Source organism: Brevibacillus sp. MER 51, from assembly GCF_023714195.1.
Lineage (GTDB): Bacteria > Bacillota > Bacilli > Brevibacillales > Brevibacillaceae > Brevibacillus.
This window is the reverse complement of sequence record NZ_JAMAUS010000014.1, coordinates 1-23013: the sequence shown is the minus strand read 5'-3', so window position 1 is coordinate 23013 and position 23013 is coordinate 1. Positions and strand designations below refer to the sequence as shown.

21 protein-coding genes and 1 rRNA gene are annotated in these 23013 nt (G+C 48.7%); 11 read left to right on the top strand and 11 right to left on the bottom strand.

The features are described 5' to 3' along the window. Positions 1-3 precede the first annotated feature (3 nt). A complete protein-coding gene (locus M3630_RS24410) occupies positions 4-1104 on the bottom strand; it encodes a carbohydrate kinase (RefSeq protein WP_064203385.1) in 1101 nt (366 codons plus the stop codon). Between the two features lie 188 nt (positions 1105-1292). Here M3630_RS24410 and M3630_RS24405 point away from each other — a divergent pair, with 188 nt between their 5' ends. The 6 genes from M3630_RS24405 to M3630_RS24380 all read left to right on the top strand — a co-directional run bounded on the left by M3630_RS24405 (position 1293) and on the right by M3630_RS24380 (position 6316). Further along, positions 1293-1739: a MarR family winged helix-turn-helix transcriptional regulator gene (locus M3630_RS24405; protein ID WP_012684120.1), complete on the top strand. Its 447-nt coding sequence runs from the start codon at positions 1293-1295 to the stop codon at positions 1737-1739. Positions 1740-1873: 134 nt separating this feature from the next. Further along, positions 1874-2500, top strand: coding sequence for an FMN-dependent NADH-azoreductase (locus M3630_RS24400; protein ID WP_173606188.1), 627 nt, complete (start codon positions 1874-1876; stop codon positions 2498-2500). Positions 2501-2575: 75 nt separating this feature from the next. Continuing rightward, positions 2576-2962 carry a DoxX family protein gene (locus tag M3630_RS24395; RefSeq protein ID WP_221866690.1) on the top strand — a complete coding sequence of 129 codons (387 nt, stop codon included), beginning with the start codon at positions 2576-2578 and terminating at the stop codon, positions 2960-2962. A 54-nt stretch (positions 2963-3016) separates the two neighbouring features. After that, complete coding sequence (locus M3630_RS24390; protein ID WP_237899829.1) at positions 3017-3790, top strand: pirin family protein; 774 nt, start codon at positions 3017-3019, stop codon at positions 3788-3790. Between the two features lie 163 nt (positions 3791-3953). After that, entirely contained in the window at positions 3954-5288 is a 1335-nt protein-coding gene (locus M3630_RS24385) for a cytochrome ubiquinol oxidase subunit I (RefSeq protein ID WP_285862199.1), read from the top strand. Next, entirely contained in the window at positions 5285-6316 is a 1032-nt protein-coding gene (locus M3630_RS24380; protein WP_251253825.1) for a cytochrome d ubiquinol oxidase subunit II, read from the top strand. The genes M3630_RS24385 and M3630_RS24380 overlap by 4 nt, the downstream gene beginning before the upstream one ends. 79 nt (positions 6317-6395) lie before the next feature. On the opposite strand, the gene M3630_RS24375 is transcribed toward M3630_RS24380, so the two are convergent. Continuing rightward, positions 6396-6836 carry an Lrp/AsnC family transcriptional regulator gene (locus tag M3630_RS24375; protein ID WP_483298474.1) on the bottom strand — a complete coding sequence of 147 codons (441 nt, stop codon included), beginning with the start codon at positions 6834-6836 and terminating at the stop codon, positions 6396-6398. Between the two features lie 157 nt (positions 6837-6993). Here M3630_RS24375 and M3630_RS24370 point away from each other — a divergent pair, with 157 nt between their 5' ends. After that, entirely contained in the window at positions 6994-8160 is a 1167-nt protein-coding gene (locus M3630_RS24370) for an MFS transporter (protein WP_251253824.1), read from the top strand. A gap of 86 nt (positions 8161-8246) precedes the next feature. On the opposite strand, the gene M3630_RS24365 is transcribed toward M3630_RS24370, so the two are convergent. Then, on the bottom strand, positions 8247-9758 hold the full coding sequence (locus M3630_RS24365; RefSeq protein WP_251253888.1) for a succinyl-CoA:acetate CoA-transferase ScpC: 1512 nt from the start codon (positions 9756-9758) through the stop codon (positions 8247-8249). 141 nt (positions 9759-9899) lie between these two features. Further along, positions 9900-10571: a LytTR family DNA-binding domain-containing protein gene (locus M3630_RS24360; protein ID WP_173611812.1), complete on the bottom strand. Its 672-nt coding sequence runs from the start codon at positions 10569-10571 to the stop codon at positions 9900-9902. Positions 10572-10764: 193 nt separating this feature from the next. Here M3630_RS24360 and M3630_RS24355 point away from each other — a divergent pair, with 193 nt between their 5' ends. The 4 genes from M3630_RS24355 (at position 10765) to menC (ending at position 16782) form a co-directional block, all read left to right on the top strand. Then, entirely contained in the window at positions 10765-12789 is a 2025-nt protein-coding gene (locus M3630_RS24355) for a sigma 54-interacting transcriptional regulator (protein WP_251253823.1), read from the top strand. A gap of 179 nt (positions 12790-12968) precedes the next feature. Further along, the gene (locus tag M3630_RS24350) at positions 12969-14378 is read left to right on the top strand and encodes a YfcC family protein (RefSeq protein ID WP_173611810.1); all 1410 of its coding nucleotides are present in this window, start codon (positions 12969-12971) and stop codon (positions 14376-14378) included. 95 nt (positions 14379-14473) lie between these two features. Next, a complete protein-coding gene (locus M3630_RS24345; RefSeq protein WP_251253822.1) occupies positions 14474-15613 on the top strand; it encodes a M20 peptidase aminoacylase family protein in 1140 nt (379 codons plus the stop codon). A gap of 20 nt (positions 15614-15633) precedes the next feature. Next, positions 15634-16782 (top strand): o-succinylbenzoate synthase, encoded by a 1149-nt coding sequence (gene menC, locus M3630_RS24340; protein WP_251253821.1) that lies wholly within the window; start codon positions 15634-15636, stop codon positions 16780-16782. A 75-nt stretch (positions 16783-16857) separates the two neighbouring features. Here menC and M3630_RS24335 read toward each other — a convergent pair whose 3' ends face one another. The 7 genes from M3630_RS24335 to M3630_RS24305 all read right to left on the bottom strand — a co-directional run. Then, entirely contained in the window at positions 16858-17769 is a 912-nt protein-coding gene (locus M3630_RS24335) for a hypothetical protein (RefSeq protein ID WP_251253820.1), read from the bottom strand. 263 nt (positions 17770-18032) lie between these two features. After that, complete coding sequence (locus M3630_RS24330; RefSeq protein WP_251253819.1) at positions 18033-18767, bottom strand: N-acetylmuramoyl-L-alanine amidase family protein; 735 nt, start codon at positions 18765-18767, stop codon at positions 18033-18035. 40 nt (positions 18768-18807) lie between these two features. Beyond that, entirely contained in the window at positions 18808-19773 is a 966-nt protein-coding gene (locus M3630_RS24325; RefSeq protein WP_251253818.1) for a peptidyl-prolyl cis-trans isomerase, read from the bottom strand. A 495-nt stretch (positions 19774-20268) separates the two neighbouring features. Then, complete coding sequence (locus M3630_RS24320; protein WP_087345803.1) at positions 20269-20556, bottom strand: HesB/YadR/YfhF family protein; 288 nt, start codon at positions 20554-20556, stop codon at positions 20269-20271. Between the two features lie 141 nt (positions 20557-20697). Further along, a complete protein-coding gene (locus tag M3630_RS24315) occupies positions 20698-21993 on the bottom strand; it encodes a sensor histidine kinase (protein ID WP_173611804.1) in 1296 nt (431 codons plus the stop codon). Continuing rightward, positions 21990-22664: a response regulator transcription factor gene (locus tag M3630_RS24310; RefSeq protein ID WP_173611803.1), complete on the bottom strand. Its 675-nt coding sequence runs from the start codon at positions 22662-22664 to the stop codon at positions 21990-21992. The genes M3630_RS24315 and M3630_RS24310 overlap by 4 nt, the downstream gene beginning before the upstream one ends. A 260-nt stretch (positions 22665-22924) precedes the next feature. Continuing rightward, positions 22925-23013: ribosomal RNA gene (locus M3630_RS24305) — 23S ribosomal RNA — on the bottom strand; the annotation flags it as partial.

Genomic DNA, 23013 nt, shown 5'->3' with positions numbered 1-23013 from the left:
CTCTTATCGCTCCTTTTCGAATTGTTCTACGGCCAGTTCCAATTGTTCTGCTTTTAATAGAGGAGATACGGACTGCTCTGTTTGCAATGTCAGAGCGGATGCTGCCAATCCAAGACGGCACGCTCTCTGGAAAGACTCTCCGTTTACAATGCCATACAAGAGTCCCGACGCGAACGCATCTCCCGCACCCGTTACATCTACTACTTCTGTTGGATATGGAAGCATATGCTCCTCAACGTCCTCAGATTGATAGTAAATGCCTTCTTCGCCCAAGGTCACAATGACGTGCTTGACGCCTCGTTCCCTGATCTTGCGGCAAGCCTCGGCGCATTCTTCGATCGTCGTGATCTTCATGCCAGCCATCAGCTCGGCTTCTTCGCGATTCGGTAAAATCGCTTCTACTCCGTCCAATTGCTGTGGGAGCTTCTTTGCTTTAATGGATGAGACCGGGTCAACGAAGAGCAGGATGTTTTCCTCCCGGCAGCGTTCGATGATGTAGGCCAAGCAGTCCGCCGGAATGTTTGTATCGATGAAAACCACGTGGGCTGCTGCAATATGCGACCATTTCTCCGCAAACATCTCCGGTGTGAGAGCATCGTAAATATCCATGTTCGCCAGGGAAACAACCATCTCGCCATCAATATCGAGAAGCGCCGTATACGTTCCCGTCCGCTGTGTAGGAAGTCTCCACACCTGGCTGATGTGCACCCCGTGCTTTTTCGTCTCCTGCAAGAGCCATTCGCCTTCTTTGTCCTCACCAACGCTCGTAATGAGGGACGTATTGCAGCCAAGACGACCGAGGTTCTCCGCGATATTCCGTGCCACCCCTCCACACGATTCCATAATCGTTACGGGATTGGATGAATGTAGACGCACCTGTTGCTTGCCGCGTGCTTTGCGGTCCAGGTTGGCCCCACCGATACAAGCAATCATTCCTTCATCACGAAGTACATAAGCCCGTCCCTTGATTTCCCCGCGTTTGGTCAACTGTGCGATGTAGCCAGCTACCGCTGAACGTGAGATTCCAATCAGATCAGCCAGCTCCTGCTGCGTGATAAAAGGATTTTGCCGGATATGATGAAGGATCTGCATGTCTTTTTCCACGGTCATCCTCCTTTCTTTTGTTACGCTTTCACAGCTCGTTTACAAACAAAAGTTTATCATTAAGACAACTGTTTGTACAGACATGTTTTTCATTTTATTTTTATCTTAATTTGACAAACAGGAACACGATCATGTAGGATTATCTTAAATTAAAGATATCGAAATTTCGATGTAAAGGAGGGTCCATTATGTCTGACAAACCACTTCGAAATGATCCCCTCGATCTTTTTGTCGTTTTATCAAGGTCATACAACTGGGTTACCGCTCACTCCAATCGTCACATTCGCGAGCATGGACTTAATCCAACTGAATTCGGCGTACTAGAGGTATTATTTCATAAAGGTCCTCAACCATTGCAGCAAATTGGCGAAAAAATATTGATCTCCAGCGGAAACATCACATACGTTGTGGACAAACTCGAAAAGAAACAACTGCTCATTCGCAAGCCCTGTTCAGCAGACCGCCGCGTCATTTTTGCGGAACTCACTGAAAAAGGGCATCAATTTTTGTCTGAAATCTTCCCTCCTCATCAACTCGCTATTGAGAAAGCGATGGAAGGTCTCACACCAGAAGAACAACGTCAAGCAATCGAACTGCTAAAAAAATTGGGACGCACTGCTCAAGCTACTTATTAGATGAGCAGCCCCTCTCTTCACCACAATCGTTTTAAAAAAGTGTTGACAAAAGATCTGATACGTAATAATCTTAAAATCAAGATTTACACATTAAAAGTTAGCGACTTACTAAATGGAAGGGGAATGAAATTTTCATGAGTAAAGTACTTTTTATTAAAGCAAACGATCGCCCAGTTGAGCAGGCTACAAGTGTAAAGCTGTACGAAGCTTTCACGAAAGCATACAAAGAAACACACCCAAACGACGAAATCGTTGAGTTGGATCTGTTTGCTGAAAACCTCCCTTATTACGGTAACGACATGCTGACTGCTATGTGGAAAGCAGGAAACGGCATCGAGCTGTCTGCTGATGAGCAAAAACGTGCTGACTTGGTTAACAAATACCTGAACCAGTTTACAGCAGCAGACAAAATCGTATTTGCTTTCCCAATGTGGAACTTCACTGTTCCTGCTGTTCTGCACTCGTACATGGATTACCTCTCCCAAGCAGGTAAAACATTCAAGTACACAGCTGAAGGTCCAGTTGGTCTGATGGGCGACAAAAAAGTAGCTCTGTTGAGCGCACGCGGTGGTGTTTATTCCGAAGGGCCTATGGCTCAGATGGAAATGGCAAACAAATACGTTCGCACGATCCTCGGCTTCTGGGGCGTTAGCAATGTAACCGAAGTGATCGTAGAAGGTCACAACCAATTCCAAGACAAAGCAGCTGAGCTCGTTGCAGCTGGTGTAGAAAAAGCAGTAAAACTGGCGGAATCCTTCTAAGGCCCGCCAGCCTTTTCGGACAAATATCTTAAAATAAAGATATACTAATTAAAAGTAATTAAGGAGAGATGAAAAGTGTTGGATACTGGGTTGTTGTTGATTCGTTTGGTCATTGGTTTGACGTTTGCAGGTCATGGTGCACAGAAGCTGTTTGGCTGGTTTGGCGGTTATGGTTTGAAAGGAACAGGCGGCTGGCTGGAGTCTATCGGAGTGAAACCTGGCGTAGCAATGGCTTTCGTCGCTGGATTGTCTGAACTCGTTGGCGGTCTCATGTTTGCCACAGGCGTAGGTATCTGGCCAAGTGCTATTCTGCTTGCTTTCACAATGCTGGTTGCCATTCTGAAGGTACACGGTCAAAATGGATATTGGGTCACACAAAACGGATTCGAATACAACCTGACATTAATCGCAGTTGTTATTGGTGTAGCGTTGATCGGTCCAGGCGCATACGTTTTGTTTTAATGGCAACTCCTCACACCCCGTAAGCCAGCAATCGTACTAAGGGAGGAACATCAGATGGAAATCCGCGTCTACACACAGAACGAGCAAGCAAAAGGACATTTTGGCGACGGTGAAATCGTAGAGAATAAACCAATTGGCTTCCCTCATGAAGGCTCCGTTGTCAAACGGGTAGGACCGCTTTTTTACTGGGCTTGGGCAAAATCGCTGAAGACATTTGAAATTCCGCTGCACCCTCACTCCGGCTTTGAAATTTTGTCGTATGTCCTCACAGGGACAGTCGGACATCGGGACACGCTCGGAAATCTTCAAGAGGTGTCGACAGGCGGCGCGCAGATCATGCAAACCGGTTCAGGAGCGTACCATGCAGAAGAGCTCGGCAAGGATACAGAAATGTTTCAAATCTGGTTTGAACCGCATCTTGCGCAGACAACGAAGCAACCGCCTACTTACAATCAGTATGATCATGAGGAGTTTCCGTCTGAGGATGTCGATGGTGTCCAAGTAAAACACATCATCGGATCGTCTGCTCCCATTCAGTTGGTCACGGATTCCTTGATGAGCGATATCACGATTCCCGCTGGAAAGTCGTATGAAAAAGAACTCCCGGCTGGTTATGCTCACGCAGTCGTCATAGTGGAAGGGAACGGAAGCGTTGCAGAGAAAGCAACTGTCAGCGAGAACCACACCCCGGCAACCAAAGGTGACTTTGTCGTTCTCTCCTCCGAGGAAAGCAGCACAGCCATCTACACGGCATCAACGGATGCTCCACTCCGCCTGGTGTTGATTCAAGTACCAACTGAGGTTGATTATCCACTCTATCGTAAATAATCTACTCTTCTAAACGTCCTTATCCTATCATCAAGCCCGACCGTCACATTTTTGTGACGGTCTTTTTCGTATAAACTCCGCCTCCTCATGGGACATTAACGAGGAAATCGTTAACAATTTTTGGTGCCGATCAGAAAGGAAGTTGAACGTGGAAGATATCGTGATGACCAGAGCCATATTCGGGACGACTATGGCCTTTCACATTATTTTTGCGACCATGGGTGTTGGTCTCCCGCTCATGATCTTGCTGGTGGAGCTCCTCTTTTGGCGGACGCGTGACCGAGATTACGAGATAATGGCCAAACGCTGGACAAAAGCCCAGGCGATCTTATTAGGTGTCGCGATCCCCTCTGGTACGATTGCTGGAGTCCAGCTTTCCCTATTATGGCCTGGATTCATGGAGATTGTCGGCAAGGTGATCTCGCTACCTTTTCAGATCGAAATATTCGCTTTCTTCGTGGAAGCCTTATTTATGTCCATCTACGTCTACGCGGCTCACCGCTTATCCCGCAACATGCGTTTGTTGAGCTTGTTCATGGTTTTGCTTGGTGCGACGGCGTCCGCGATCCTGATTACGAATGTCCACGCCTTTGAAGGCACGCCAACTGGCTTTCGGATGGTCGATGGGCAAATCGTCGACGTAGACCCTTGGAAGGCTTTTTTTAATCCCAGCTTTTTCGTGACGGCAGGTCATGTAACTGTCTCTGCTTATATGACGGGGGCATTCATCGTCGCTGGTGTAGCAGCGTGGAAAATGCTGCGCGCTGAAAAAGGCAGTCGAGTTTATTTGTATCATCAAAAAGCACTCTTGGCCGGTTTAATCGTGGGAGGCACCTTTTCCCTATTAACTGCCTTGAACGGGCATGAATCCGCGCAGCTTTTGCATAAATACCAGCCGGAAAAGCTGGCCGCTGCGGAAGGACTGTTTGAAACACAAGCATATGCCCCACTCGCGATTGGCGGCTTTACCGATCCCGAGACAAAAGAAGTCAAATACGCCATCGAGATTCCATGGGCGCTCAGCTTCCTTGCAGCCAATCGCTTTGACGAGGTCGTGGTCGGTCTGGACGACTTTCCAAAGGAGCTGTGGCCTCCACTCTACATCCATACGTTATTTAACGGGATGGTCATCATCGGTAGCTTGTTGATCTTTGTAGGTTTCATCGGCTTCGCTTGGAAGAAGCTCCTAAAACGATCTCAGTTTCCCCGTTGGGTTCTCTGGATCTTTGTCGCGAGTGGACCGCTCGCCTTGCTAGGCATCGAATTCGGCTGGATTTTTGCCTGCACAGGACGCCAGCCATGGGTGGTGTATCGCGTGATGAAAACAGTTGACGCTGCTACCCAAGCAGCAGGCATCTCTACTCTATTTTGGATTTTCCTCTCGGTGTACGTATTTTTTGCGATCGTCACCCTGCTCGTATTCCGCAGCTATTTTGGCCGCCATCCCTTACAGCTCGATCCGCCAGAACAGCCGAAAGTGGACGGAGGAACGGCATGACCGACACGATTATTGCCATTACGCTGCTCTGGATTTTCGTCGTCATCTATTCCGTCGCAGCCTCCTTCGACTTCGGTGCTGGTTTTTGGTCGATGATCTATTTGAATCGGGAAAAAACCAAAGCCACCCAAATCGCCAATCGCTACCTCTCGCCCTCCTGGGAGGTCGTGAATGTCTTTATCGTGTTAATTGTAGTCGCGCTCGTTACCTTTTTCCCTGGCGCGACCTACACATTGGCAAGCCTGCTGCTTGTTCCCGGATGTCTCGTGGTGTTATTGATGTTGATTCGCAGTACGTTCATGGTGTTTTCTCATCTGATTTACAGGTATGACAAGATGCTCAGCATCGTCTCAGGCGTTACCGGGATATTGGTGCCAGCTCTGTTGATTAGCGTACTTCCTGTGACACAGGGCGGGTTGTCTCGAACGGTCAATGGTGTGGAGTCTCTCGATTGGGGACTCTTTTTGACCAGCCCGCATGTCTATTCTTTTATTGGTCTTGCCGTCAGCAGCACACTCTACCTCTCGTCGCTGCTTCTCGCGGACTACTCCTTCGTCGCAGGTGAAAAGCAAGCCTTCGCCGTCTACTGCCGGGATGCGGTGCTTCTGGGGCCGATTACGCTGCTAGCGGCATTGGTTACCGTGCTGACGATGCAGATAGAGGCAAAATGGCTATATGATCGCATTCTCGACTATTTGCCGTGGCTTATTGCATCGGCGGTCTGTTTTTTCATTAGTTATATCGCTCTTTTGCTGCCTCAAGACCGTCGATACTTCGGCATCCATCTTCCGCGGATTGCGGTCATTGTCGCCACAACGCAATATCTGCTCGCCAGCTATGCGTACGGTGCAGCACGCCTCCCCTACATCGTCTATCCCCATGTGACGATTGAGTCCAGCTTTACACACCCGGATACGTTCCACGCTCTGTTCATTTGTTACTTGGTCGGCTTTGCGATTCTCGTACCCGGTTTTATTTATTTCTGGCGTCTGTTTATGAGGGACGAGCAGTATGTACGGCAAAAATAGCATTTTCGCGATACGCAAAAGGAAAGAGGCTTCGCCCTGATACGGTGGAGCCTCTTTTTTTGTTCAGTCAGAAGCACGATCAGAAGATTTTCTCTTCCTCCAGCATCATTTTTTGTTCAAACGGCGCCGTTAGCACGATCAATGTATAGGAGAAGCCGAAATCCCCAGTGCGTTCCGAGAAGGCAACCAATTCCTCCGTCGACCTTGTTACCACTTTCAGCATGTAGTTATACTCCCCACTGATCCGGTACATGTCTGTCACTTCCGGCGATTGCTTGCAGAAATCGATGAACGCCGCACATTGCTTGGTGCGGAACATGACAAAAGCAGTCGTGTTCTTACCGAGTTTTTCCTGAGAGATCGACGCGCGGTAGCCCGTAATGATTCCCTGCTCCTCGAGACGACGGACCCGCTCCTTCACGGCAGGCTGCGTCATCCCGATGATTCTCCCCAGCTCCGCGAATGGTATCCGCGAATTTTCGTGCAACAAGCTCATGATTTTGTAATCGATTTGGTCCACGCAGATCATCCTTTCAAATCCACAAGCGTTTCCTGCCAAATAACTTGTATATAGAAAGCCATTCATCATAAACACCTTGGTTCATGTATGTAAATTATAGAAATCGTTTCGTAAAATGTCACTACGTCAATTTTGTTAGCTCGAGGAGTGAACCACCTTGCCTAAAAAATTTTTAATCCTATTGCTGGCCTTGGGAGAATTCATGATTGGCACAGCTGAATCAATCGTAACCGGAATCATCGGCATGATCGCAGATGACACCCATGTCTCCCTCTCTCTCGCTGGTCAGTTAGTGACCGCCTTTTCCCTTGCCTTTGCCTTTGGAGCTCCGGTCTTGATCGCGCTCACCGCCGGAGTAGAACGCAAAAAACTCATCCTTTGGACGCTGTTTTCATTCATAGCCGCAAACCTGCTCGCATCCATAAGCCCGAGCTTCTCACTGTTGATGGTATCCCGCATTCTGCTGGGGCTTTGTGGAGGCATCTACACCGTGGTAGCTCTCTCGCAAGCAGCCAATATGGCCTCCCCAGAGAAAAAAGGCAGCTCCATCGCGATCATCCTCATGGGCTTCAGCCTCTCGCTCGTGCTTGGGGTTCCACTTGGCACCATGCTGGGAGACATCTGGGGATGGCGCCCTGTTTTCGCGCTCATTGCCGTCCTGACACTCGTTCCCTTCTTCGCTATCTTGGCCTATTTGCCGAAGCAGCAGGGGGAAGAGGCTGTCCCGCTACGTAAACAGTTGGCCGCACTCCGCAACAAACGGGTGATTCATGCTCTATTTATCTCTTTGTTCTTTGTCACAGGGTATTCCACCGTCTATACCTACATTACTCCGCTTCTACAGAGCACTTCCGCCATGACGACTGCTTGGGTAAGCACCACGCTTTTCTTGGCAGGCCTCGCTAGTGTGGCTGGCTCGCGGATCGGAGGCGTCTCCACCGACAAATGGGGGATTCTCCCTACGCTGTATGTCAGCTTGCTTCTTCACGCAGTCATCCTGCTGATGCTGCCGCTGTCTTCGCAACTGTTCATGGGGGCAATCATCACCGTTATGTTCTGGGTCGCTGCCGTGCAGACCACCGTTCCAGCCCAGCAGTATTATTTGATCACGCTGTCCCCTCACTCTTCGCAGGTGGCCCTCAGCATGAACACCTCGGTTTTTCAGCTTGGGCTGGCGCTAGGTGCAGGTCTCGGTGGGGGGATCGTAGACCATGTAGGTATTGCTCACATCAGCTGGGTCGGCGGTCTGCTCGTCCTCGTCGGCTTTGGCTTTGCATGGGCTTCATTTGCTCAGGAAAAAAGGCAGGAAAGCTTGCAAGCGTAAAAACGTAAACATTTGCATTGGAGACGAGAAAAACCCGCCAAGGCTTTAACGCCCGAGCGGGTTTACTTTTTTCATCATTCCATCGACTAAACCAACGCTGGCTTTTTCGCAAGCATCGTGCCTTCCTGCGCGTAACGTACATGCCAGGAGAATGCCTTTTCCAGTACATGCGGGGTGTGCCCGCCACGTGTGAGTGCTTCCTCGTAGTATGCCATCAATTGATCGCGGTACATCGGATGCGCACAATTCTCGATAATTTTGATGGCTCTTTGACGCGGAGCCAAGCCTCTCAAGTCAGCCAAGCCTTGCTCAGTGACGATAATATCGACATCGTGCTCGGTATGATCCACATGGGAGGCAAACGGAACGATGCTCGAAATGTTTCCACCTTTGGCAATCGACTTGGTTACGAAGATGCCCAGACGTGCGTTGCGAGCAAAATCACCAGAGCCGCCGATGCCGTTCATCATTCGTGTACCCGACACGTTGGTCGAGTTGACGTTGCCGTAGATGTCCGCTTCAATCGCTGTATTGATCGCAATCAGACCGAGGCGGCGAATCAGCTCCGGATGGTTCGTGATTTCTTGCGGACGCAACAGCAGCTTGTCACGGTATTGGGCAAAATTTTCGGTGACATGCTTCATCTTGTCAGCCGTTAATGTAATCGAACAGCCTGAGGCAAACGAAATTTTACCTGCATCAAGCAAATCAAACACCGCATCCTGCAACACTTCCGAGAAGACTGTCAGATCCGTGAATTCCGAATCCAAAAATCCGTTGAAAACCGCATTCGCTACCGATCCGATTCCTGATTGCAATGGCGCGAGATTGTTCGGCAAGCGCCCGTCTTTTACCTCCTGACGCAAAAACTCGATCAGATGTGCCGCAATCTGCGCCGTTTCTTCGTCCGGCTCCACAATTGTCGACGGAGAATCCAACTGATTCGTCAGGACAATCCCTTTTACTTTATTCGGATCAACCGGGATCCCTGCTGTGCCTATGCGCTGATCCACAGACGTGAGCGGAATCGGTTCACGCTCTCCTTGTTTTGCGGGTGTATAAATATCATGAATGCCTTCCAATTCCACCGATTGAGCCATATTCAACTCAATGATGACATGCTTGGCATTTTCCACGAAAATATTGGAGTTCCCCACGGACGTAGCCGGAATGATCATACCCTCTTCTGTAATTGCAACCGCTTCCACAATCGCGTAATCGATTGCGTCAATCGCTCCCTGACGAATTGCTTCCGCTGTATGCGACAAATGCTGGTCAACGAACATCATGCTACCATCGTTGATTTTTTTGCGCATGACCGGATCTGCTTGAAAAGGCAATCGCTTGTTGATGATCCCCGCTTCCGCCATAACGGCATCTACATCAGAGCCGAGTGATGCTCCTGTATATACGTTTACGCCAAAAGGCTTGTTCTCTTTTTTCGCCAACTCAGCCAATGCGAGCGGCACGACTTTGGCATCACCAGCACGCGTGAAACCACTTAACCCGATCGTCATGCCATCCTCAATCCATCCTGCTGCTACCTCAGCCGTCACGATTTTATCTGCCAGTCGTTTATCGCGTAAGCGCTCCCACATCATTGTGACCTCCCATGCCATCTTTATTGCCTTTACACTAGCACATGGATTCTGAGCGGGCACTCGATTTTCAACAAAACAGAATTTTTACGCGGCTATCAAGAAAAAACGGCAGCGAACCATTCTCATTTGTCAGATATTTCAGAAGCCGAGCAATTGCCGAAACGAGCTGGCGTACGACTGACTCACAGGAACTCTCGTCTTTTGCTTGTCCTTCATCTCCAATAAAAACGTCGAATGAAAATGCGGGTGAATAAAGCCGATCGATTCCATATTGACGAAATACGACCGATGACAGCGCACAAATCGCTCTTTCGGGAGCATGTACTCGAGTTCAGCCATGTTGTATTTGTTCGCATATGATCCGCTAGCCGTATGCAGAAGCGTTTTTCCTTCATGAGAGCTGATATAGACGATCTCCGTTAATGGAATGGGCAGCCAGCCGTCCTCCCCTTTTCCGATCAAAAACGATAGACGCGGCTCCGGATTTGTGAGCGGAACGTTTTGAGGTGGATAGATGGCGGTAATACAGCCCATGACCTGACCATTTCGCACTAATGGAAGCGAGAGTCCGTAGTACGGCACGCCAAAAATACGACTCTCCACCTGATGCCCCACTTTTCCCATTTCCATGAGCGCTTGATGTGTAGCCGAGCCAATGGGAACGAGATCCCCTGGCGTAATTTTCAAGTCAATATTGGAACTCGGTTGATAGTACAAGTATTGTGAGCCGTCCGAGATTGCAATCGATACCCCGTCCGGCAAGACTTCCCCAATCATTTGCAGCACCTCTGGAACCAATCTGTCCTCCATGCTGATTCCTCCTGCTCCTGTTATTGCTTTCCTATGTTCTTACTTCTAATTTCTATTAAAACACATTTCCCCACCCGCAAATCAATCCTTGTCTTTCCTCTCTATACAAGCGAATCCATCCGATTACAGCCAGGCATTGTGCTATCATGAGATTACAAAACATTCACGATTGTTTGAGCAAAGGCGGTGCAGCATGGACCACACCATTGTCTTGATAGCAAAAGGAACGGACACTCTCGAATTTTTGTTAAAAGAACTAAGGGCTTATTTCGAGCCGTATTGCAAAGTCATCGGCTATGCCAGCCATGAGCACATTCCCGATTTGAGCGGAGTCGATCATGTCTTTATCACAACCAAATCCCCAGAGCTGTACACCGTTGCCCGTCAAGCTGTTGCTGACTCCGTACCCATCACGGTTTTAAATCGTTTTTTCGAGCTGCGCAAAATGAAAGCGCTGATGCAGATTCCTCCAGGGACGACCGTCCCTGTCATGAACAATTCGCCAGTTTCCGCACAGGAGGTCATCCAAAACCTATTGGAGGCGAACGTCGATCATTTGAATTACGTCCCCTTTCACCCTGGCTGTACATTTGATGATCTCGAATTTCAATACGCCATCATTATGAGCGTTCCTGATGTACCTCTTCCTCCTCACGTAGAGGTAATTGATCTCGGTTTTCGCAAAATCAGCATTCATGACCTGATTGATACCGGTCGCAAGGTAGGCGTGCCCAGTGAATGGGAGCGCGAGTACTTGTCTGCCTTCATCGTAGAAATGTCTGAGCTCGCGAAAATGCTCGGCACCTCCTACGCCGAGGTACAGAAGCTCAACAGCCAGCTGCAATCTACCTTTCAGGCAGTCAAAGACCCCGTGATCGCTTGCAACGAACAAGGTCTGATTACGTTTATTAACGACGTCGCCGTTGAGCTGTTTTGTCCACAGGCATCCTCAATTGTTGGACAACCGTACACGGTGTTGAAGGAGCACAGCTTGCTGCAGCCCTTTTTTGAGCAGGAAGATCTGGAGGACGCTCTCGTAACCATTGATCACAAACAATTTATCGTCAGCAGTCAAAGTATACGCCGCAGGCATGAGCATTTAGGCTTCGTTTGTACGCTAAAAGACGTGACCGAAATCCAACGGTTGCGAACCACGCTCACCTTGCGCGGCCATACAGCCACCTATTCCTTTTCCGATATCAAAGGACAAAGCCAACCACTGCTCCAAGCCATCGAGCTCGGCAAAAAAATGGCAAAAAACAATCAAACGATCCTGCTGACAGGCGAAAACGGAACGGGAAAAGAGCTGTTCGCCCATGCCATTCATCAGCACTCGCTACGCAAAAACGGCCCCTTTGTCGCAATCAACTGTGCCTCCTTGCCGGAAAACCTGCTGGAGAGCGAGTTGTTTGGCTACGAAGACGGTGCCTTTACAGGAGCACGAAAAGGCGGAAAGCCCGGCCTGTTTGAGCAAGCGGATGGCGGGACGATTTTTCTCGATGAGGTCGGGGACATCTCTGGGGCCATTCAGGTCAAGCTACTTCGCGTGCTGCAAGAAAAGCAGGTCATCCGCGTGGGCGGTACAGGCATTCTCTCTGTGGATTGCCGCATCATCGCAGCTACCAATCGCAATTTGGAAGACGCTGTTACCCAAGGAAGCTTTCGTGAGGACCTGTTCTATCGTCTAGCTGTCCTGCCGATCCAAATTCCCGCTTTGCGTGAGCGAATCAGCGATATTCCCCTTCTCATCGATGAGCATCTGGAGCAGCAAGGCATTCGCAAAACATGGTCGCCAGAAGTCATGGAGCTATTCAATCGCCATGACTGGCGGGGGAACATTCGCGAACTGAAAAATGTCGTCGACTATGCCATTACAGTAAGCGAGCATCCTGTCATCGGCATTCAGGATCTCCCCAAACGATTGACGGATAGCCTGTTTCAAAAGCAGCAAACAGCTTCTATCCCTAAATTGGACGACAACCGCGACCTGGATATTTTGTATTGCTTGCATCATTATTACGTATCCAACAAACCAGTCGGTCGTTATCAATTAGCGCACTCCCCTGAGCTACAATCCGTAGGCTGGACGGAGAGCGCACTGCGGCACAAGCTGAAACTGTTAGAGCAGCAAGGTTTGGTGCGTTCAGGCACAACCCGACAAGGAACCTCCATCACCCCCGCGGGTATCGAATTGTTGCGAAAACACGGGCGGATTTAGCATCCGCCCATTGAATAATAGGTTGTATTAGGCTGCATAAAACCTAATAAACATTCCTAAAGCTCATTTTCTTCCCTTCCCTTGCCGTTGAAAATCCACTGAAAACGCTTATATTCGGGAAATTTCGACACTTGGCACGACCCTTGCTTGTCATAAGCAAAAAAAAGCGAGGTGACCTCATGTCTACACATCCATTGAAACCTGCAAAGAAACGTTTTTCTGTGCCGCATACCTATGCCATCCTCTTTATCATCATCATTTTGGCAGCCCTGGCTTCCTACGTGCTCCCGGCTGGTGAGTTCGATCGCGTCAAGGACGCTGCCTCAGGCAAAACCATCGTCGTCAACGGCAGCTACCATCCTGTAGAAAGTGATCCGGTCTCGTTCTTTGACATGTTCAAAGCGATTCCAGAAGGGATGCAAAAAGGAGCGCAAATCATTTTCTACATCTTTATTGTAAGCGGTGTATTCGGAATCATCCGCCAGACCGGAGCGATTGAGGCCGGGATCAATAAAGGTGTCCGACACTTGGAGGGTCGGGAAAAGCTGCTCATTCCTGCTTCCATGTTCCTCTTCTCCATCGGTGGCTTCACGATGGGAATGGCAGAAGAAAGCATCATCTTCGTTCCAATCGGTATCGCGCTGGCTCGTGCGATGGGCTTTGATGCCGTAACAGGGACAGCCATGATCACCATGGGAGCTGCAGCCGGCTTCATGGGCGGGATGATCAATCCATTTACGGTTGGGGTGGCGCAGTCCCTCGCGCAATTGCCGCTCTTCTCTGGTCTTACCTTCCGCGCTGTTGTGTATGTCTTCGTGCTCGCTTTTGCCATCTGGTACGTCATGCGCTATGCGTATCGTGTCAAAGCAGACCCGACCAAGAGTGTGCTTTATGGCGTGGAGAATCACGCAAGTCAAGAACAGGCAGCAGTAGACATTCCAGATCTGAATGCACGCCACAAGCTCGTGTTCCTGGTAATGGTCTGTGGCCTCGCCTTCAATGTATACGGTGTATTCAAGTACGAATGGTTCCTGACAGAGCTTACCGCTTCCTTCCTGATCATGGGCCTGGTTGCTGGTCTCGTCGGAGGTTTGTCGGTCAATACGCTGTTTGATTCCTTCGTTGCTGGTGCGAGAGCCGTTACGTTTGGCGCGCTGATCGTAGGTTTTGCCCGCGCGATCACGGTCGTCCTGGAAGACGGAAAAATTATTGATACGATGATTAACAGTCTGACTTCGGCGATTGGTCATTTGCCAGATGCCGTTAACGTCCTGGCCATGTTTGTGATTCAAGCCTTTCTCAATCTCTTTATCTCTTCCGGTAGTGGACAGGCAGCGACAACCATGCCGATCATGGTGCCGATTGCGGATCTGCTCGGCATCCAACGTCAGATAGCGGTTCTTGCCTTCCAATACGGCGATGCGGTAACCAACTCCATTATCCCGACTTCTTCTGCGTTGATGGGTTATCTGGCTGTTGCAGGCATTCCGTATGAGAAATGGGTCAAATTCATTTGGAAGCTGCTAGCTGGTTGGGCCATAATCGCTTCGATCGCACTCATTGTAGCAGTGACAATCGGCGTTTCGTAACAAATAAGCTTTTCACAAAATTGGCTGCGTCAAGTGAATTGGCGTAGCCTTCGCTTCACTTATCGACTACTCACGAACAAACCGATGGAGGAACCATGCGCACAACGATCAAACAATTGCAGCCCGCCATTTTTTCTCTATACGAGCATTTACACCAGCATCCAGAGATTAGCTGGGAGGAAGTCCAAACCACCTCGTTTATCGCTGACTTCTTGAAAAAACACAATTGCCGCGTCACTACCTTTGACGACGTGACGGGTGTTGTTGGCGAATGGGGCGATCTGACGCCGGGAAAATTCACTGTAGGCGTACGGGCAGACATGGACGCACTCTGGCAAGAAGTAAACGGCGTCTTTACTGCGAACCATTCCTGCGGACACGATGCGCATATGACCATGGCATTAGGCGTCCTGATGGTGCTTCAAGCAATGGACGTCCAGCTCCCTGGGCGCCTGAAGCTCATTTTCCAACCAGCAGAAGAAAGCGGAAATGGCGCACTCGCGATGGTGAACAAGAAAGTAGTGGACGATATTGATTTTCTGTACGGCGTCCACCTTCGTCCCATCCAGGAAATCCCGTGCGGCACAGCTGCTTCTGCTATCCTGCACGGGGCGGCGGGTACAGTATTCGGGCAAATCAAGGGTGCCGATGCTCATGGTGCACGGCCTCACCTCGGAGTCAACGCTATCGAGGTAGCCGCTGCGATTGTCGAGCAGTTAAAAGGCATTCATCTCGACCCGCTCGTCCCTTATTCTGTCAAAATGACGCAGCTTTCTGCCGGCAGCAAAAGCAGCAATATCATTCCGGGCTCGGCACAGTTCCACTTGGACCTGCGTGCACAGACGAATGAAGTCATTCACGCCCTCTTTGCCCGTGTCGAGCACATTTTGCAGCACGTTTCCCATCTTTATGAAGTTGAGCTGTCTTACGAGATCACCGAACGCGTCTATGCGGCGGAAGTGAACGAAGAAGCGAGACTGATCATGGCCGATGCCATTACCCAAACCTTGGGGACAGAGAAGCTCGAACCGCCGATCCAGACACCAGGCGCGGAAGACTTCCACTATTACACAAAAGAACGTCCACAGCTTCGCGCGACCATGCTTGGTTTAGGCTGTGGCCTGACACCAGGACTTCATCATCCGCAGATGACTTTTGAAAAAGAAGCACTGCTAGACGGCATCGAGATTTTGGCCAGAACGGTACTGAAAACGTTTGAGCGACAATCCATATGAACGGTTGAGGAGAGATGAACATGAAAATCGAACGCGTGGACCTGCAACGAATCAAAATTCCGTTGAATTCCCCTTTTGAAACGAGCATGGGAGTTGAAACCCACAAGGAATGCATTCTCGTGCGTGCATACAGCGGTGCCCATGTCGGCTTCGGCGAAAGCGTCGCGATGGACGTCCCCGTCTACAACGAGGAAGATGTCGATACGGTCTGGTACATGCTAGAAAAGTATTTGATCCCGCAGCTGTTTTCACGGGAGATCGAGCATCCTGAAGACGTATCCCGCCTCTTCTCCTGGATGCGCCGCAACCACATGGCCAAAGCCGCTTTGGAAGGTGCCGTCTGGGACTTGTACGCCAAAATGAACGGCCTCTCCCTCTCCCAAGCATTGGGCGGAACTCGCACGACGATTGACGTCGGTGTGAGTATCGGAATTGAACCGACCATCGAAAAACTGCTGCAACGGGTAGAGGGCTTCATCCGTGACGGTTACAAAAAGATCAAAGTGAAAATCAAGCCAGGCTTTGATGTCGAGCCAATGCGTGCGATCCGCAACACATTTGGACCAGACGTTCCACTGATGGCGGACGCAAACTCTGCGTATACGCTGGCAGACATGGAGATGCTGAAGGCTTTGGATGGCTTTGGTTTGATCATGATTGAACAACCGTTGGCTCATGATGACATCATCGACCATGCCACCTTGCAAAGAGAGCTGAAAACACCGATCTGCCTCGACGAAAGTATCCATACGGTGGAAGATGCCCGCAAAGCACTCGAGCTCGGCAGTTGCCGGATTATCAACATCAAGATCGGTCGCGTAGGTGGTCTGACCGACGCCAAGAAGATTCATGACCTGTGTGCGACACGCGGCGTACCTGTATGGTGCGGAGGAATGCTGGAGGCAGGAATTGGACGCGCGCACAACATCGCGATGGCCTCGCTTAGCAACTTCACGATTGCCGGCGATACATCCCCTTCCCATCGCTACTTTGCGGAAGATATCGTGACACCTGTCATCGATTTTGCAGCACCTGGTATGCTGGCTGTACCGACAACCCCAGGGATCGGTCTTGACATCAATGAGTCTGCCATTCGCAATGCCCTGATCGAGCATAAGAGCTACTATGCAAATCGAGAATCTACTACGACTGTCATTCCTACCTGGTAGACGACACTCATTCGAAGTGAAAAAGAACAGAGAGTGCCCATTGGCCTCCCTGTTCTTTTTATTTGTGCGATTTTATTAATCCGTAATCGTCAAAAGCTTGCACAAATTTCGCTCTGCATGAGCTCTCTTCTCTGGTGGAAACCGCTTTAGCAGATCCAGTGCAGCATATGGAAGCTTCAATGCATGCGGATCGCTGTATGTTCTTTCCCAGTACAACGGTGAGAAAATTTCCTCGAACGCTGGCTCCTTCACCTCATCTTCCAAAGTAAACTCAGGGACATGGCGATTCAAATAGATTTGAAGACGATGGTTTACGATACCCGGCTTCACAATATCCTCATAACCGAATCGCTCCAGATCTGTTAACGCATGAGCCTGTGTGATGTTATGGACGACCTCGCTCGCCAAATGATAGCGTACCCCGTTAATATCACGTGGCGGTATAACCAAACGTAGCTCGTCAAACGCCCGCTCTGCCATCTCTGCCGTTGTATGGTAAGGCGCAACTTCGTCGTCTTTGACATCATCAATCGTCATGCCATGGTAATTCTCGATGCCCCAATAACGGTCTTTCCTGTCTTCTGTCGTCGCTTGGAGAATTCTGACCAGGCCATCCACCACAGTCGGAGTGATCATATCAGGGCGTTCGCGCAGTGCTTTTAATGCCAACACACCTAGTGCTAGTCCATGGCCTGAGGTCCGAAGCTGCTTCACATTTTGCTGGAGGCCATCGATGACGTGCTGTAACAAGGAGGGGTCAGCTTGCTCGTCTTGATCTAGTGGAACAAACCATTCAGGCTTTTGCTTGCGGAAGGATTCGCATGTCCGTTCAATGCCCTCTTTTACATGTTCAGGGAGATCGTGCTCACGATCCATGAAGTACCCTGCCAATAAAGCTGCCCCATAATGACCGTCGAACCATCCTGCTACAGCTGCACGTGCCATTCCCGTAATGCCAAGCTCCAAGTAAGACTCAAGTAAACGCATGTAACTTCCTCCTTTTTCGATTTGGTATGTATTCATAATATAACAAACATTTTTGTTTGTTAAGTATAAATTGAAAAATATCCCAGAACTTCTTTTTATCGAATGCGGCCGTTCCAAATTGCTGTTCCAGATGAGAGAAATGCAAAAGGGGCGTCTCTAAGCCGAAAAATCGACTTATGAGACAGCCCCTCTTCGTAATCGAATGGTTTATGCCTTAAACGGCTGGATCCCGTTTCAAGGCATGGTTGGCTGTAATCATTTGTTTAGAATCCCCACCAGTAACGGTGCATCCCGGTAGCGTATTGGGTGGCAAGCGTTTGACGGAAGGAACTTTGCGCAAGCTGGGATGCGTCACTCGCATTCGTAATAAATCCGGTCTCTCCTAAAGATGCCGGCATGTTTGTGTATTTTAATACGTAAAACTCTGCTGCTTTGACTCCCCTGTCATTTGCAAACGAATTTCTTAATTGGTTGTACGTTTCCGTTGCCAATCGCAAGCTGGTTGTTGATCCGGGGTAATTGTAAGTTTCTACTCCATTGGCCGAGGAAAGGGATGCGGAATTGATATGTATGGAGACAAAAAAATTGGCGTTCTTGGAATTGGCATAAGAGGCTCGGGTAGACAGAGCAACCGTTGTATCAGAGCTTCGCGTCATGTAAACCGTAGCCGGATAGTTGGCAACGATGTAATTTTTGGATCGAAGGCCTATGTCCAAAGTCAGGTCTTTTTCTTTCAAACCGTTGCCCAATGCTCCTGGATCATCTCCACCGTGTCCAGGGTCGATCACGATGATTGGATTCGCGGCAAGAGTGAAAGATTTTTGGTTAATAACCATCTCTTCGGCTGCTTTCTTCTTTTCCGGGCTGTAATTTTTTGGTGCGGGCGCGCTGTCCCACATAGGCTCGTCGGCAATTTCATTCTCCGCAAATGCGGGAGCGGCCATCCCCGTTAAGCTACAGCAAATGAGTGCAGTCAACAACAGTTTTCCTACTTTCATGGTAATTTCTCCTTTATCATTTTTATTTATTCGAAACGACTTACGAATTGAAAAGAAGGCGTAAGTCACTCCAAAACGCCAAAAATTTATTCCTTTGCAAATTTTCAGGCAAAAATAGGTAATTGTTAGATTTCTTCTGTGACTCGAGCCACTTGCGGTACACCACGGATTCTTTCTCTTGATAAATGATTTGCTGTATCTTTTGGCTTACTTCCGGGAGGGTCTGTGTTCTTGGCGGCATGACTTCAGCAGGGAAAAACCAATAGGTCCACTGCTGGCTCTCAAAAGGGCCAACAATCCGCATTACGGGAGAGTGAAACACGGCCTTCGCAATCATCTCGTTATAATTCTCTGACACTTGGGACTGAGCGACCAGTTCATGCAATCCGGCACGCCCCTCGGGATCTTCGCCATATTGCTTCAGCAGGGACTGAAAACGTTCCGCTGATGCGGCTTTCAGCTTGTCCAACAAGAGCTTGTCGCCATTTTTAGCCCGTACATAATAAATGGTGCGCAGTTCGGGAATGCGAAAAGACTCGATTTGTTCCCGGTAAAATCTTTCTACTTCTTCTTGTGTCACCACAACATCCCGAGTCACGATCTTTTTCACTTCAAAACCAATCATCGCCCGTCTTATGTTTTGAATGCTGTCCTCTTCCGTCATGTTCATCTGGCGCAACGTTTCTTCACGCTCCGCTTTCGTGCTGCCCAATTGTTTTAATTGTTCTTCAATCAGACGCTCATCCGTCTTCACCCCCATCTGTTTTCCAATATCAAGGATCAATTCTTCCAAGCTCAGTTGTTCCAGCAGCCTTACCTCCTCGTCCGCTGAGTACGCTACCCCTTGGAAATACTTGGGCTTTATTCTTTCCCAATCGTCTCTGCGGAAAAATTGATCGCCGAAAACAAAAAGAAGGGGCTGGTACATCAAAGCCGCATACAGAGAAATGACTCCCAGGAAACCAATCGGTACAAATAAATAAAGCCATGTTCTTCGTTTTTTCATGTGATCAAGCCATCCTCTCATAAACCAGATGAGGCAAAGTAGATATCCAGCCAGAATTTACTAGATACTTTGGAAGATAATATTACTATATTGAATATATTTCCAAAATATAAATATATCTACATGTTTTAGTGCTATTTTCCCTGATTTTTCCTTAGGTCTTAGGAAGTGATTTTCGTCGATTGTTGTCAACAACGATGGTCCTTTCACACCACAAGCCGCAGTCATCCAAGAGGACAACGATACCTTTGGCGGAGTGAACAATGGTTAGCCAGCCAAATAAGAGGGGGCTGTCCCAAAAGGGCAAATCCGCTGAAATTTCAACATCAGGAACATGGATATATCAACGTTTGTGAAATGGGAAAAGGGGCGTCTCTAAGCCGAAAAATCGACTTATGAGACAGCCCCTTTTTGTGAGCCATTCTAAATTCTCGAAGCAGCACCCTTATTATGGCCCCATCTGGCCTACGGGATATGTTCTACCATTTTCTTTGCTCAATCCAGCTTAAAATCTACTTCGTCAGTCTCCGGCCGATAATCAACAATCAATCCTCTTCCATTCATATACCACAGCTCATCTTTTTCCATATAAAAAGTGATGCCATCCTCTACTGTCGAAATGCCGATTTCATTCGGCAACTCTTTGGCAATCCCCATCGAGAATGAATCCTGAACCGTACTAACGCCTCCGTATCGGACAAAAAAACGAATGCTGTCTCCTTCTTTGCATCCCCATTCTTCGCGAAACCATGCTACCGCTGCTTTAGTGATCGTCATGTTCATTCGTACAACCACTCCTCTCTGCTTATAGTTTACCTTAATTTAGAGATATTTGAAACATAAAAGTATGTTAAATGGAATTGCTCCACTATTTGAAAAAAGAACCGATTCCCTACGCTTAGGAAAACGGTCCTTTCCATCTTTTTACGGCTTTATTGGAAGTGTAACCAAAAAACTCGTTCCGATACCTACCTCACTGCTGACCTGAATTTTTCCGTGATGCGCATCCACGATCCATTTGGCAATGGAAAGTCCCAAGCCGGTTCCTTCTGTCGCTCGAGAGCGCATTTTATCCACTCGAAAGAAGCGATCAAACAAATACGGAATATCCTCTTTGGAAATCCCGACCCCACTGTCTTTTACGAGAATCGAAACGCGGCCGCCTTCCTTTTTGCAAGAAACATAAATCTGGCCATCTTCGTTGGTATACTTCAAGGCATTATCCAGCAAGATGACCATGAGCTGATGCAGACGTTCTTGGTCCCCCACCATCTCAATGGGTTGCTGGATGTCTGTTTCGAGACGAATTTCCCGTGCGATGGCAAGTTGCGCAAAAACCTGGGTGCATTTGATCGCTACTTCGTCTAAGCGCAACGTCTGATTCATGATCTGCAACTCGTTCGAATCACTGCGAGCCAGTGTGAGCAAATCCGACACGAGCCTGCTCAAGCGCTTGGCCTCCTGCATCCCAATCATGATTTTTTCGCTTTCCTGCTCAATTGTATGATCCGGGTGTCTGAAAAGCCTCTCCAGATTGACCATGATGGCCGTGAGCGGCGTCCTCAGCTCATGGGAAGCATCAGCAATAAACTGCTGCTGTTTCTCCCACGAGACTTGGATCGGGATTAGTGCCCTTCTCGCCAAAAACCACCCAGCCACGATCGCAATGACAATACTGATAATGTCGCCGATCACGACAACGTACAGCAAGCTGTCCAGCATGTTTTGCTCAGGTGCCAGATTGTAAATCAGTTGAAACTGGTAAGCGGTCTGTATACGATTGCCTACAACAACTTTTTTCGGAACAGTAACTGTCTGCACGCGGTAGACTTGTCCATTCACTGTTTCCGTTTCAATACCGTCTGCTTTTCCGTTATGCTGGAATTTTGCATACTCCTCTGGCTCTAGCCTGTCACCAAATGCAGTCCCGATGACACGACCAAAGCTATCCCAAACGAGCAAAACATATCGGCGATCCAGATCATTAAACTTTTTCCTCTCCTGACGGTTGTATGGAAAAGGATCGTCTTCAATTCGGTGGAGTCGAGGCAAAGCATCAACTGCCAGCCTTTGACTGACTTTGGTCATTTCTCTGTCCACCTGCGAATAGAGACGGTACTTCATCGTGTAGTAGACTGCACTCCCCAGCCCGTTCAACAAGAGAAGCACCACTACTACGTTCAACGTGACGAGCCGAATCCTCGTTTTTCGAAACATCATTTGTCTTCCTTTTTCAAAATGTAGCCCACATTACGGATCGTTCGGATGAAGCCTTCGTAAGCACCCAGCTTCTTGCGCAGGTAATGGACATACAAATCGACTACTCCGTAATTTGCTTCTGAATCAATTCCCCATACGCGGTCAAAAATTTGTTGGCGCGTCAAAATTTGCTCCCGATTTTGCAGGAAGTACTTAAGCAGCTCGTACTCCTTCGTGGTGAGCTTCATCGGCTCATCATCAACAAAGCCGTCATATTCATTTATCTTCAGCGACAGAGGACCATACGCCAGCTCTCCTTCTGTGTTCTGTTTCCCTTGTCGGCGCAAGAGAGCTCTCACTCTCGCCGTCAGTTCTTCGGCTGCAAAAGGCTTGACCAAATAATCATCTGCTCCGGCATCCAATCCCTCGACTCTTGACTCTACACTATCTTTTGCCGTTAAAAATAAAACCGGCGTCATTATACCTTTTGCACGCAGCGTTCTCACCAATGAAAGACCATCCATTCCTGGCATCATAATGTCCAGGACCAACAAATCGTAGATGCCGCGTTCCGCCAATAATAAACCATCATCTCCACGGTCTGCCGTATCCACCTGATATCCTTCATCACTCAGGACTCCTGCAATTGTCTGAAGCAGCGCTTTTTCATCCTCCACTGCAAGAATAAGCATATTGATCCCTCTTTCATTTGAAAAAGCTGTATGTCATCCAGCATAGCATAATCGACTGGAATCACAATAATGACCACGCTCGCCGATCTTGGCTGTGCACACGCTCCTTTTATTAGAGCACGTATTTTTTTGAATCAGATTTGTAGGTGCTGGCGGAAATACAAAAAAAGCTGCATTCTCCATTACTTTTACAAGTAATCGGGAATACAGCTTTTCATCTCATTCCTTCAAAACTGAATACGCATGATTGCTAAGAGTGTGTGGATAAGTCCTCGACCGATTAGTATTCGTCAGCTCCACGCGTTACCGCGCTTCCACACCGAACCTATCAACCTCATCGTCTATGAGG